This is a genomic window from Paraburkholderia acidisoli, from assembly GCF_009789675.1.
Lineage (GTDB): Bacteria > Pseudomonadota > Gammaproteobacteria > Burkholderiales > Burkholderiaceae > Paraburkholderia > Paraburkholderia acidisoli.
This window is the reverse complement of record NZ_CP046915.1, coordinates 1,333,770-1,346,576: the sequence shown is the minus strand read 5'-3', so window position 1 is coordinate 1,346,576 and position 12,807 is coordinate 1,333,770. Positions and strand designations below refer to the sequence as shown.

The following is a 12,807-nucleotide window of genomic DNA, read 5'->3' as shown; positions in this document are numbered from 1 at the left end:
GCCTTGTTCTAAAGCGGGGTTCGAAGCGTGTTGCGAGGCATGAACCGCGCGTCAGAGCTTGCCCGCCGCCGCCATGGCGACATAGCTCGGGTCGAAGCGCAGCTTCACGTTGTTCTTGTTGCCGGTCACGACGCCCTTGTCGAACGCCATGCCCACGGCGTCGGCGCTTTTCGCGTCCTGGCCGAGCAGACCGTGATCGAACGAGAACTGCGCGACGCGCGTCATGATCTTCGGCATGTCGGGGCTCGTGACGAAGCTGAGCGCGGCCTGCGGCGTGTAGAACAGCGCGGTGGTCGAGAGCTGGCCCTTGAAGTTGGCGAGGTCGGTGCCGGACGCCTTGGCCATGGCCGTGAGCGCCGAGGTCGTTGCCGGCGAGTTGCCGTGCATCAGCGCGACCATCTCGAACCATGCGCCGGTGAGCGCCTTGCCGAGCGCCGGGTTCTGCTGCAGGGTCTTCGTGTTGACGACCATCATGTCCATGATCTCGCCGGGAATCTTGCTCGAATCGAACACTTCGGTCACGTTGGGCTGCGCCTTGAGGTCGGAGAGCATGGGATTCCACGTGACGGCGTTGTGCACCGTGGGCGTGGCGAACGCGCCGGAAATGTCGGCGTCCGAAGTATTCACGACCTTGAGATCGCGCTCGCTCATATGGGCGCTGTCGAGCGCGCGTGCGAGCAGATAGTGCGAGACGGAGAACTGCACGAGGTTGACCTGCTGACCCTTCAGGTCGGCGAGCGTCTTGCCTTTGCCCTTCATGAGCACGCCGTCGTTGCCGTTCGAATAGTCGCTGACGATGAGCGCCGTCGAATCCACGCCGCCCGAAGCCGGAATGGTGAGCGCGTCCATGTTGGTCATCGCGCAGCCGTCGAACTTGCCGGCCGTGTACTGATTGATCGATTCGACGTAGTCGTTCAGTTGCACGACATCGATATTGATGCCGTACTTCTTCGCCCATTTGGAGACGATGCCCTGGGTTTTGGCCTCGCCCCACGGCATCCAGCCCGCGTAGATGGTCCAGCAAACCTTGAAGTCGGTGCGTCCCGCCGCGAAGGCGGAGTGAGAGGCGAGTGCGGCGAGGGAGAGAGCGGCGATGCCAAGACAGCGTGCAAGCTTGCGCATGAGGTTGACCTCGGAAGGAGCGGTTGACGACGGCAGGGAGCAGCGCGAATCATCGCGTTCTCTCCCGGGCTTTTATCCCGCCGTGTAACCTCGCCAGAGGTCGACAGCTCTCGGACCAGCGCCTGCGTGTGCAGACCGGAACCCTAGCCGTCCATTTCCAGATTGTCCGAACCGGATGCTGCGCCGGCTCCTTGCCCACTCCTTTAAGCGGGAATCGTGCCAGCGCTGCGTGGTGTGTGTTTTTGGCGTGCTTCGTCGCGAATTCGAGTGCGGTCACGCTGACGCGGGGCGTAGTGCGCACTCGAACGTCTCAAAAATGCACCGCGAGAGGGCGCGCATGCACGCGCGCGTCGCGCGGTTGCCCGTTTTCAGGCCGTTTTCATTCCTTTTGCAGACCGTGATTCAGCCTGCGAATCAGCCAGAGAATCAGCCAGAGAATCAGTTAGAGAATCACCCCGCGAAAGCCGGTCCTCGCGGCCGCAGGCGAATGCCGGGCTTCAGATGTTTCCACGGCAGATCGGCGGGGTCGGCGGTCATCGGGCCGGGCGCTTTCGCGACCAGCACGGCGCGCGCGATCGGTTCGAAGTCGGCGCGAAAATGCACCGAACTCTTGTTGACGAGAATCTTCATGCGCTCGGGTTCGATGCCGGCCACGCGATAGAGATTGCGGTCGAGCATCTGCGCCTTGGTCGAGCTCACCGCGAGCAGCACGCCGCCGATGCGCAGACACGCCACCGGCCCCATCTCCACCTGCATGCCGTGCATCATCGGGCCGTCGTAGCGGCAGCGGCCGTCGGAGAGCGCGACCACTTCGAAATTGCCCTCGAACGGCGTGTCGCCGGGCACGCCGCTCTTGCCGCCGAGCGACAGCGCGAGCGTCGCGCCCACGCCCGCCGCGTGCGCGGCCGCGGCGGCTTGCGGGTCGAAGAAGAGGCCCATGGCGGCGTCCTGCGCGTTGGCGTTCACGAGCGCGCGCAGCATGCCGGCCGTGTTCGAATCGGCGCCCGCGCCGGGGTTGTCCTGGGTGTCGGCGATCACGACCGGGCCGGTTTTCGCGTGCGAGGCGTCGGCGGCGAGGCGCTGCGCTTCGGCCACGGCCGCGTCGGGCGCGAGGAACGGCACCTGCCATTGGGCTTCGTCGGCGAGCATGCGTTCGTAGAGCGCGCCCACGGCGGCTTCGGCGGCCTCGGGCGTGTCGCCGTAGCCCCAGATCACGGGGCCGCACTCGGGGAAATCGGCGGCCGGAAAGCCGGGCGCGAACGAGAGCGAGCGCACCGCGCCTTGCTCGTGTTCGCCGAGCAGCGCGTACATCGAGCGCGACGGCTCCAGCAACGTGCACATGCCGTTGATCGGAATGAGGAAGGGCAGCCGCCGCACGGCGCGGGCCAACGAGGCGCCGCGCGGGTTGCCTGATTCTCCGCCGCTTTCTCCGCCGCGCTGGCCGCCGCGCTCGAACAGCGTCTTGAGCAGCGCGGCCGCGCGCGCGCCGGTTTCGGCCATGTCCACGTGCGGATAGGTGCGATAGGCAACGAGCGCGTCGGCGTTCGCGAGCATGCGTTCGGTGACGTTCGCGTGCAGGTCGAGCGACGCGACCACGGGAATGGCCGGGCCCACCGCGCGCCGTACGCGGGCGAGCAACTCGCCTTCGCCGTCGTCGAAATTCTCGCTGACCATCGCGCCGTGCAGGTCGAGGTACACGGCGTCGAAGCCGCCCCGTTCCACCGCCGCCACGATCTCGCCGGCAATGCGCTCGTAGGCGTCGGCGCTCACGTGCGCGGACGGGCTCGCGCCCGCCCACAGCACGGGCACGAGCGCCCAGCCTTCGGCTTCGGCGGCGCGGATGAAGCCCCCGGCGGGCAGATTCACGTCGCGCAGTTCCAGCATGGCCGCGCCGCGCGGCATGGCCGGGTGGCCTTCGCCGCGCGCGAAATTTTCGTAGGCGGCCTTCGAGGGCGCGAAGGTGTTGGTTTCGTGCTGGAAGCCAGCGATCAGGATGGTTTGGGTCAAGGCGGAAATCTCCATGCGGGCGTCGAGGCGGCACGGCGTCGCGGCAAGCTGCGAAGGGCGACGGGCCGCGCTCGCGCGGTTCGAAAAGGGTGGCGCGGGTGGCGCGTGCGGATTGCGCGGACACACCCTGCGCAGGCTGCGCGCACAGCCGCGATGCATCTCGCGCCGAAGCGATGCGGCCGCCAGGCGCGCCGTAGCATCGCCGGCCGAATCGGGCGTATCGGCTGAATCGGTAGCCGGCACGACAGTCGTGATCGACGCAACCTGTTGTGCCAGCCGCGTGTCAGCCGCGTGCCAGCCGCGTTACAGACGGTTCGCGGCGGCGAGCGCGTCGGCCGTGGCGTCGCCGACCTGCGGGTGACGCTTCGGCACGCGGATCGCCATCAACAGACCCGCGCCAATCACGAGCAACGCGACCATCACGTACAGCCCGGCGTGCAGCGAGCCCGTCATGGACTGCGCGAAGCCGATGATGGTCGGGCTCAGGAAGCCGCCCAGCAGGCCGATCGTATTGATGAGCGCGATGCCGCCCGCCGCCACGTCGCCTTTCAGATACTCGGACGGAATCGCCCAGAACACCGTGTAGGCGGCCCACATCATCAGCGTGGCGATGGTCATGAACAGCAGCGAGACGACGAGATTGCCGCCCGACATCGTGGCGATGGCAAGACACACGCCGGCCAGCAGCGAAGGCAGCGCGCTGTGCCAGCGGCGCTCGCCGCGGCGGTCGGAACTGCGGCCCACCACGACCATGCCGATTACAGCCGCGAGGTACGGGATCATCGTGTAGAAGCCGATCTGCATCGTGTCGGTCACGCCGTCGGCCTTGAGAATGCTCGGCAGCCAGAAGTTGACCGCGTAGATGCCGCAGATCACGCAGAAGTAGGCGAACGCCATCAGATAGATGCGCGGGTCGGCGGCCACGCTCAGGAACGAGCCGTGGTGCGCGGCGGTGTTGCCGCGCGTCTGGGCGCGCAGCAGCGTGCGGTCGTCGTCGGAGAGCCAGCGCGCGTCTTCGGGGCGGTCGGCGAGCACGAACCACGCGAGCACGCCCAGCAGCACGCACGGCAGGCCTTCGATAAGGAACATCCACTGCCAGCCTTCGAGACCGAGCGCGCCGTTGAACGTTGTCATCGCCCACGCGGAGAGCGGGCCGCCCACCACGCCCGAGAGCGGACCGGCCGTCATCACGATGGCGATCGCGCGCGCCATGCGCTTCTCGCCGTACCAGTACGTGAGGTAGAAGATCATGCCCGGCGCGAAGCCCGCTTCGAACACGCCCAGCAGGAAGCGCAGTCCGTAGAACATGGGCACGTTGCGCACGAACATCATGGAGGCCGAGGTCAAGCCCCAGAGCACGAGAATGCGGGCGATGGTGCGGCGCGCGCCCACTTTCGGCAGCAGCAGATTGCTCGGGATCTCGAACAGCACGTAGCCGAGGAAGAAGATGCCCGCGCCGAGGCCGTAGACGGCGTCGGAGAGCGAGAGGTCGCTTTGCATCTGCAGCTTCGCGAAACCGATGTTGAGGCGGTCGAGGCAGGCGAACAGATAGCAGATCAGCAGGAACGGCAGGATGCGCCAGTTCAGACGCCGGTAGAGGGCTGCTTGGCGCGCGTCGGATGCGATCGTCGGGGCAGGGCTCACGGACAGGCTCCTTGTTGTTGGGCGGGCGTGCTCATTGGCGCGCGCGGGTGGGGCGTGGGGTTCGGAAAATCGTCAGCCGACAATAAACTGCGAGCAATAGCAACTGAAGTTGCGTAAAGTTGCCTTTTGGGCAACGCTCGCCGCCGTGCGCGCTTCCAGGCCCGCGCCGGAATCCCCGTTCGAACACCGAAACTCCCTCATGCGCGACATCAACCAGAAACGTTTGCGGTATTTCCAGGAAGTGCTCACGCAAGGCTCGATACGCGGCGCGGCGGACAGCCTGAACACGGCCGCCTCGGTCATTACGCGGCAAATCCGGCTGCTCGAAGAGGAGATCGGCGCGACGCTGTTCGAGCGGCGCGCGCGCGGCGTGGCGCCCACCGAGGCGGCGCAGCATCTCGTCGAATACTGGCGCGGCTGCCAGGCGCAGCAGGAGCAGTTCGAGCATCGCTTGCAGGCGCTGCAAGGCTTGCAGCAGGGGCAGGTGCGTATCGCCACGAGCGAGGGGTATATCGACGGCCTGATGGACGAGGTGCTCACCGAGTTCTGCGTGCGCTACCCGCGTCTCGAAGTGGGCGTGGAGGTGCTGCCCGTCAACGACGTGGTGAGCGGCGTGGTGGAAGGGCGCGCGCATATCGGCCTCGCCTACAATCCGCCCGCGCATCCGCATATCGAGTATTGCGCGAGCGCGAGCGCGCCCGTGGTGCTGCTCGTGCATCCGCAGCATCCGCTCGCGCTGCGCGCGCAACCGCTGCGCGTGGACGACCTGCTGCCGTATCCGCTCGCCGTCATGCCGCCCGCGTTCGGACTCGGCCAGATCGTGCAGATGCTCGCGTATTCGGACAACGTGCATCTCAACGCGACGCTCACGACCAACTCGCTCACCGTGCTCAAGCACTTCGCCAAAAAGGGCGACGGCGCCACGCTGATGGGCCATTTCGCGGCGATGCACGAAGTCGCCGCGGGCGAACTGCTCGCGCTGCCGGTGCAGCATCCGCTGTTTCTCTCGGCGAAGGCGCGCATGCTGGTGCGCGCGGGACGGCCGCTGTCGGCCGCGGCGAATGAATTGCTGCAGTGGATGCTCGCGCGGATGAGTGCGTTTCGCGAGCGCGAATGAGTGCGAGTGAGCATGAGGGTCGCGGCCGCCGGCCGTGAACGGTTGATGGGAATGAGCCTTGCGCCGCTTGCGGTGGAAATGACGGCCGCCCGTTTGCAGGCGATCTTCAAGACTTGGATGCACTGAGTGGCACTGAGTGGCGGGCTGCACGGCCTTCTTCATCGGCGATCAAAGGGGAATGGACATGAGCGATCCAGGATTGAGTGACGCGTTCATCGAAAGTCAGCGGCAGCGTTTGCTCGCGATGCAGCGCGAACTATTGGGCGGCGAGGAAGGGACGATTGCGGCGGAGCGCGATCAGCAGGAAGAAACCGGCTCCGAAGCGGAAGAATACGAAGACGACGCGCAGAAAATGGAGCAGGACGTGGCCAACCAGGCGTTGCGCGACGTGAACGACCATCGTATTGCCGACATCCAGCGCGCGCTCGCCAAGATCGCCGACGGCACGTATGGTTATTCGGACGAAAGCGGCGATCCCATTCCCATCGAGCGCCTGAAAGTGTTGCCCGAGGCCATTCTCACCTTGCAGGAACAAGGCGCGCGCGACGCCAGAAATCAATAAGCGCGCATGCCGCGCGCGTTGTCCGGGCTTGCGATCAGCCGCCCAGATCGCTTAACAACTTGCGCGGCGGCGCGAAGAACGTGACGCCCGTCACGGCTTTGGAAAAATCCAGAATGCGGTCGTGCAGCGGTGGCGGATCGCCGATAAACATGCGCTCGAGCATTTTCTCGATCACCCACAAGTGCCGCGAATAGCCGATGAAATAGGTGCCGTATTCGTTGCGGCCCGGCGTGGCGAACGGCATGTTGTCGCGCAGAATGTCGTGTTCGCCCTCGGCATCTTCGATCGTGCAGAGCGTTTTGTGCGACTTCTGGCCTTCTGCCGCGTCCGGCAATTCCGTGTTGTCGAATTTTTTGCGCCCGATGATGGCTTCCTGCGCTTCCACGCTCTGCGCGCGCCAAGCCGCCATGTCGTGCAGATACTTCTGGATCACCACGTAGCTGCCGCCCGCATAGGCGGCGTCTTCGTCGCCCACGAGGGTCGCGGCGGGCAAATCCAGGCCGTCGGGGTTCGCGGTGCCATCCACGAACTCGAGCAGATCGCGCCCGTCGAAATAGCGAAAACCCGCCACGTCGTCGATCACCTCGACCGCCGCGCCGAAATTTTCGAGCAGGATCTTCTCGAACTCGACGATCACGTCCATGGATTCCGCGCGAACGTGGTAGAGCAGGTCGCCCGCGGTGGAAACGGCCGTGTGTTTCGCACCGCGCACCTCGCGAAACGGCGCCAGTTCCTTCGGCAACGGCTTGCCGGTGAGCGGGCCCCAGCCGTGATGGGAAATCCCCACGTTGCAGGTGAACAGGCCGTTGCGGGTGCGAATGCGGATGTCCTTGACCAGATCGTCGGTGCTGCCGACCACCGCCTGCGCCGTGGCGAGCGAAGCGGAATCGGTCTTGAGCGCGAGCACGAGGAAAGCGGCGGCGGCCGAGAGCGGCGCGTCGATCGACTGCGGTTCGGTGTCGATCGCGGCGTGCGCAGCGGAATTCGGCGAAGTGGGCGAGTTCAAGCTCCCTCCCATTGCGAGGTCGTGGAAATGAGGGTTCGAAGCGAGGCGGGGCGCGGAAGCGGGTCTTCGGGCGACCCGGACCTTCACCATAGCATCGTTCGAATGAAGCGATATTCTGGCGGCCGCTTCACACAAATGCGCCGTGGCGCCTGATTTTTCATAGGAAAACCGCGCATTAGGCGGTTTTGCGGCGAGTTCGCGCCGGGGTGCCGCGCGCATTCGCGGAATTTTCGTTTGCCAACGCAAAAGCGGCCGTTGGACAATATCGATGCCGCACCTTTTTGCGCGGCACGCCAAGGACAAATTGAACGCTCAAAAAATCACCGAAATCGTCGCGAGTTGCGACCGCGAGCCCATTCATCTGTTGGGGCGCATCCAGCCGCACGGCGCGCTGTTGTGCTTCGACCGGCAAGGGCGTCTGATCGCGCGCAGCGCCAATGCCGCGCACTGGCTCGGGGCGGTGCCGGCTATCGGCGAGACGATTCGCGACGAGCATCTGAGCCCGCTGTCGCGCCAGACCATTCGCGCGGCGCTCGCCGACCGCGCCTCGCAGGACGAAAGCGTGGAGTGCAAGGGCGCCGACGGCGAGCGCTTCGACCTTATCCTGCATTGGTCCGGCGAGACGCTGATCGTCGAATTCGAGCAGATCAGCCTCAAGGCGCCGGCCGCCACGCAATTCGCGCTGTTCGCGCAGCGCGCGATCCAGCGCCTGCAAGCCACCAGCTACGACGACGTGCCGCAACTGCTGCAAGCCGCCGCCGAAGCCATTCGCGCCATGACGGGCTTCGACCGCGTGATGGGCTATCGCTTCATGGCCGACGGCAGCGGCGAAGTGATCGCCGAGGCGAAACACGACGATCTCGCGCCGTATCTCCAGCAGCGCTATCCGGCCAGCGATATTCCGCAGCAGGCGCGCCGCCTGTACGTGCTCAATCCGATCCGGCAGATTTCCGACGTGAACGCGCCGCCGATCTCGATCGAACCGCCCACGCATCCGCAAACCGGCGTGCCGTTCGACCTGAGCCATTCGGTGCTGCGCAGCGTCTCGCCCATCCACATCGAATACCTGCGCAACATGGGCGTGGGCGCGTCGATGAGCATTTCCATCGTGCGCGACGACAAGCTCTGGGGCCTGTTCGCGTGCCACCACATGAAGCCGTATCGCGCGTCGCACGCGGTGCGGTTGTCGTCCACGGTGCTCACGCAGGTCGTGTCGATCCTGATCGCGCAGATCGAGGCCAAGCAGCGCGCGCTGGCCGATCACCGCATCAGCGAGCAGCGCAGCCGTATTGCCGCCGCGCTGGCGCAGGCCGAATCGCCGCTCGCGGGGCTCGTGAGCGCGGCGCAGGACATCGCGGCACTCGTGAATTGCGAGGCGGTGGCGATCGTCGTGGACGGCGAAGTGGTCGTGCGCGGCAAGCACAGCGCGATGAAACGCGAGCTGTTGCTGGAACTCGCGCAGCACCTCGCGCGCGAGCGCACCGACTATTTCGTGAGCGCCGCCATCGACGAGATGCTGCCCGCCGAACTCGCGAGCGGCTTGCGCAGCGAAGGCGTGGCGGGCTGTCTCGCCATCCAGATGCTCGGCGATAGCCGCAAGACCATTGTCTGGCTGCGCGACGAACTCGTGGAGACGATCCACTGGGCCGGGCCGCCCGACAAGGTGGTGGCGATGGGCCCGAACGGCCCGCGCCTCACGCCGCGCGGCTCGTTCGAAGTCTGGAAGCAGACCGTCACGGGCCGCAGCCGCGACTGGAGCGATGTCGACCAGAACGCCGCGCGCGAACTCCGCTCGGTTCTCCAGGAAGTGGCGCTCATGCAAATGCGCGAGTCAGAGCGCGCGCGGACCACGCTGCTCGCGACGCTCGGCCACGACCTGCGCGATCCGCTGCAGGCGATCAACATGGCGATGCTGCTGATGGGGCGCGGCCTCGCCTCGAACAACGACACCGCGAAGCGCGTGGAAGGCTCGACGCGGCGCATGCAGTCGCTGATCGGCTATATCCTCGACGTGAGCCGCATCCGCTCGGGCATGGGGCTCGGCTTGCGGCGCGTGGACGTGGCGCTGGGCGATCTGCTGGAGTCCATGGCGGAACAGGCGCGCCTCGCGCATCCCGGCATGACGCTCGACATGCACATCGACAATCGAGCGGCCACGGTGCACGTGGACCCCGACCGGCTCGCGCAGGCCATCACCAATCTGCTCGGCAACGCGCGCAAGCACGGCGACACCAGTCAGCCCGTCACGCTCACGGCCACGACCAGCGCGGCGGGCGTGGCGATTGAAATTCGCAACCGCCTGCTGGCGCCGCCCACGGTGCCGTTCGATCGTCTGCTGGATCCGTTCAAGAGCGGTTCGCTCGACAACCCCGCCAATCGCGGCGGCCTGGGCTTGGGGCTGTATATCGCGCACGCCATCGTCAAGGGTCACGAAGGCACGCTGGCGGGCCGGTTCACCGAAGACGAGGCGATTGTCGAGATCAAGCTGGGGAGCGGCGACCCGCACGAAGCGGCGCCTTGAACGCGCCGGGTTTTTTGCGCCAGGCCAGCGGCAGCGGTTCGCGCCGCTGCGCTTAACCTGACGTGTCGCGATCCGGCACGACGCGGCGGCCGTTCAGGATGCCGGCCGGATCGACCAGCTGCTTGATCTTGCGCATCAGGTCCAGCTCCGGTTCCGAGCGCGTGAGGCCGAGAAACGCCTGCTTGACCACGCCGATGCCGTGCTCCGCCGAAATACAGCCGCCCGCGTCGCGCACGGCTTCGTACACGAGCGCTTCCACTTCGAGCAGGTCCGTGCCTGCTTCGTACGGCCCGCTCAGCAGGTGCAGATTGCCGTCGCCGAGATGGCCGAAGAACAGGTGCCGCTGCGCGGCGAAGCGCGCCTCGAGGCGCGCGCGCAGCGTCGCGACGAGGCGCTCCATCTCGTCCATCGGCACGCCCACGTCGAAGGCCGCATGCGGCCGCGTGGCCGCCAGCAGTTCCCCCACCGACTCGCGCGCGGCCCACAACTGCTTCGCCTGTTCCAGCGACTGCGCGACGATCACGTCGTCGATCGTGCCGTGTTCCAGCGCATCGCCAAGCGCCGCTTCGAGCGCCTGCTGCGCGTCATCGCCCGCGTCGCCCAGAGTTTCGACGAGCGCATAGACGGGATAACGCGTCGAGAACGGCGGCTTGAGCTTCGCCACTTCGCCCGCCGCGACCATGAAATCGTCCCACATGAGTTCGAACGACGAGAGCGCGGGCAGCCGCATGCGCAGCGCCTTGAGCAGTTGCGCGGCCGCGTCGAACGAACCCAGCGCGCACAACGCCGTTTGCGCGGCGGCCGGCTTCGGTTCGAGCTTGAGCACGAGCCGCGTGATCACGCCGAGCGTGCCTTCCGCGCCAATGAACAGCTGCTTGAGGTCGATGCCGGTGGTGTTCTTCGTCGTGCGATTGAGCATGGAGAGCACGGTGCCGTCGGGCAGCGCGACTTCGAGCCCGAGAATGCGTTCGCGCATCGTGCCGAAGCGCAGCACGCGATTGCCGCCTGCATTGGTGGCCGCGTTGCCGCCGAGCTGGCACGAGCCGCGCGCGCCCAGATCGAGCGGAAAGAACCAGCCTGCGGCTTCCACCTGTGTCTGCAAGGATTCGAGCACGATACCGGCTTGCACCGTCACGGTGCCGCCCACGGTATCGAAGGCTTCGATCGCGGTGAGGCGCGCGAGCGACAGCGCCACTTCGCCGGGCTGCGGCGTGGCCGCGCCCGCGAGACCGGTGAGCCCGCCTTGCACGACGAGCGGCTGGCGGTACTGCGCCAGCACGGCGAGCGCGCGGGCGACTTCCTCGGGCGTGCGCGGCAGGATCACGAGCGGCGGCGCGCAGCGCGGCGCATCGCTCCAGTCGCCGGCCTGCGCCTCGGCGAAGGCGGGGTCGGTGTTCAGGCGGTCGGCGCCCAGGGCGTGGGCGAGCGCGTCGTGGAGTGACATCGGGGGCGAGGCTTGCATGGTGTCGTCGATGAAAATGGAGCGGAAAGCGGTCAGCCCGTGTGCTGCATGCGCTCGACCTTGCCGCCGAGCCGCTTGAGCGCGAGTCCGGCCACGAGACCGATGCAGGCGATCGCCGTCATGTAGAGGCCGGGCGCGACGGGACCAAAGCGATGCAGCAGATCCGTCACCAGCAGCGGCGTGATGCCGGTGAACACGACCGTGGCGAGATTGAGCGACAGCGCGATGCCCGAGAAGCGTACCTGGGTGGGAAAGAGATCGGCGAGCAGGAACGCATAGGTGCCGTTGACGAAACCGCCGACGAAGCCGATCACCGCGAACATCGTGAACGGGTCGATTTCGTGCGCGGCCACGAGCCGGTAGAACGGATAGCTGCCCGCGAGCATGATGAGCGCGCCCGCGCGATGCACGAGCCGTGGCGGCACGCGGTCGCCGAGCCATGCGCACGCGAGCAGCGCCGCCGACATCGTCGCGATCCCGAGGTTTTGCGCCGCGCTCACGCTGGCGGGCGCGTAGTGCAGCACCGTCGCGAGATACGAGGGCAGCACCACGAACAGCAGGCTGTTGGCCGCGTTGACGATGCCGGCCACGCCTACGCCCGCCGCCACCTGCCACGGATGCGCGCTCAGCACGGTGCGAAACGGCCGCTTCGCCTTATGACTGCGCAGCCGCTGGAATTCCGTCGACTCTTCGAGCGAGGTGCGCAGCCAGTACGACAGCAGCCCGATCAAGCCGCCGAAGATGAACGCGATGCGCCAGCCGTACGTGACGACGTCGGCCGCGTCGAGGGTGGCGTGCAGCACGAGACTCATCAACGTGGCCGTGAGCACGCCCGAGTTCAGGCAGAAGACCACGAGACCGCCCACGAGACTCGCACGCCCGGGCATCTCTTCGACCACATAGGTGATCGAGCAGGGCAACTCGCCCGCGAGAAAGAAGCCTTGCGCGAGCCGCAGCAGCACGAGCAGCACGGGCGCGAACACGCCAATGCTCGCATAGCCCGGAATCAGGCCGATGCCGATCGTGGACGCCGACATCGCGAGCACGGAAACGAGAAAGATCGCGCGCCGCCCGAAGCGGTCGCCGAGACTGGACAGCACGATGCCGCCGAGCGGCCGCGACACGTAACCGATCGCGAACACGCCGAACGTGCTGATGAGCGAGGCGAGCGGGTCGGCGGCCGGAAAGAACTGCCGCGCGATCTCGCGCGCGAACACGCCGTAGATGATGAAGTCGTAGATTTCCAGCGAGCCGCCGAGACTCGCGAGTATCACCGTCTTCCATTTGCGGCGGATTCCGGCGGGCGCGGCGGGGCCCGCATCCGCATCGGCCGCGCGGCCGTCAGTGGCTGAATGCATGCTTGTCT

The 12,807-nt window shown here is 66.7% G+C and carries 9 protein-coding genes and 1 riboswitch; of the genes, 3 read left to right on the top strand and 6 right to left on the bottom strand.

Features of this window, described 5'->3' with window-relative positions:
• Positions 1 to 51 precede the first annotated feature (51 nt).
• The 3 genes from FAZ98_RS28150 to FAZ98_RS28140 form a co-directional block, all read right to left on the bottom strand.
• Positions 52 to 1,122, bottom strand: coding sequence for a putative urea ABC transporter substrate-binding protein (locus FAZ98_RS28150; RefSeq protein WP_158956235.1), 1,071 nt, complete (start codon positions 1,120 to 1,122; stop codon positions 52 to 54).
• Between the two features lie 59 nt (positions 1,123 to 1,181).
• Positions 1,182 to 1,280: riboswitch (guanidine-I (ykkC/yxkD leader) on the bottom strand.
• Positions 1,281 to 1,572: 292 nt separating this feature from the next.
• The gene (locus FAZ98_RS28145; RefSeq protein WP_158956233.1) at positions 1,573 to 3,129 is read right to left on the bottom strand and encodes a M81 family metallopeptidase; all 1,557 of its coding nucleotides are present in this window, start codon (positions 3,127 to 3,129) and stop codon (positions 1,573 to 1,575) included.
• Between the two features lie 303 nt (positions 3,130 to 3,432).
• Entirely contained in the window at positions 3,433 to 4,779 is a 1,347-nt protein-coding gene (locus FAZ98_RS28140) for an MFS transporter (protein WP_199272461.1), read from the bottom strand.
• Between the two features lie 193 nt (positions 4,780 to 4,972).
• On the opposite strand from FAZ98_RS28140, the gene FAZ98_RS28135 reads away from it, so the two are divergent.
• Together FAZ98_RS28135 and FAZ98_RS28130 are read left to right on the top strand one after the other, a co-directional pair.
• On the top strand, positions 4,973 to 5,890 hold the full coding sequence (locus FAZ98_RS28135) for a LysR family transcriptional regulator (protein ID WP_158956229.1): 918 nt from the start codon (positions 4,973 to 4,975) through the stop codon (positions 5,888 to 5,890).
• Positions 5,891 to 6,074: 184 nt separating this feature from the next.
• Complete coding sequence (locus FAZ98_RS28130) at positions 6,075 to 6,452, top strand: TraR/DksA family transcriptional regulator (RefSeq protein ID WP_325072644.1); 378 nt, start codon at positions 6,075 to 6,077, stop codon at positions 6,450 to 6,452.
• A 34-nt stretch (positions 6,453 to 6,486) separates the two neighbouring features.
• Here FAZ98_RS28130 and FAZ98_RS28125 read toward each other — a convergent pair whose 3' ends face one another.
• Positions 6,487 to 7,677, bottom strand: coding sequence for a Dyp-type peroxidase (locus FAZ98_RS28125; RefSeq protein WP_233272869.1), 1,191 nt, complete (start codon positions 7,675 to 7,677; stop codon positions 6,487 to 6,489).
• Between the two features lie 85 nt (positions 7,678 to 7,762).
• Here FAZ98_RS28125 and FAZ98_RS28120 point away from each other — a divergent pair, with 85 nt between their 5' ends.
• Positions 7,763 to 9,979, top strand: coding sequence for a GAF domain-containing protein (locus tag FAZ98_RS28120; RefSeq protein WP_158956225.1), 2,217 nt, complete (start codon positions 7,763 to 7,765; stop codon positions 9,977 to 9,979).
• 52 nt (positions 9,980 to 10,031) lie between these two features.
• Here the strand turns inward: FAZ98_RS28120 and FAZ98_RS28115 are convergent, their stop codons facing one another.
• Positions 10,032 to 11,441: an FAD-binding oxidoreductase gene (locus FAZ98_RS28115; protein ID WP_158956223.1), complete on the bottom strand. Its 1,410-nt coding sequence runs from the start codon at positions 11,439 to 11,441 to the stop codon at positions 10,032 to 10,034.
• Between the two features lie 32 nt (positions 11,442 to 11,473).
• The gene (locus FAZ98_RS28110; RefSeq protein ID WP_158956221.1) at positions 11,474 to 12,799 is read right to left on the bottom strand and encodes an MFS transporter; all 1,326 of its coding nucleotides are present in this window, start codon (positions 12,797 to 12,799) and stop codon (positions 11,474 to 11,476) included.
• Positions 12,800 to 12,807: the final 8 nt, after the last annotated feature.

Excerpts from the sequence above, each read along its gene's own strand:
- FAZ98_RS28135 (WP_158956229.1), top strand. The coding sequence starts at position 4,973 with ATGCGCGACATCAACCAGAAACGTTTGCGGTATTTCCAGGAAGTGCTC.
- FAZ98_RS28150 (WP_158956235.1), bottom strand. The coding sequence starts at position 1,122 with ATGCGCAAGCTTGCACGCTGTCTTGGCATCGCCGCTCTCTCCCTCGCC.
- FAZ98_RS28125 (WP_233272869.1), bottom strand. The coding sequence starts at position 7,677 with ATGCGCGCGGCACCCCGGCGCGAACTCGCCGCAAAACCGCCTAATGCG.
- FAZ98_RS28130 (WP_325072644.1), top strand. The coding sequence starts at position 6,075 with ATGAGCGATCCAGGATTGAGTGACGCGTTCATCGAAAGTCAGCGGCAG.
- FAZ98_RS28115 (WP_158956223.1), bottom strand. The coding sequence starts at position 11,441 with ATGCAAGCCTCGCCCCCGATGTCACTCCACGACGCGCTCGCCCACGCC.
- FAZ98_RS28110 (WP_158956221.1), bottom strand. The coding sequence starts at position 12,799 with ATGCATTCAGCCACTGACGGCCGCGCGGCCGATGCGGATGCGGGCCCC.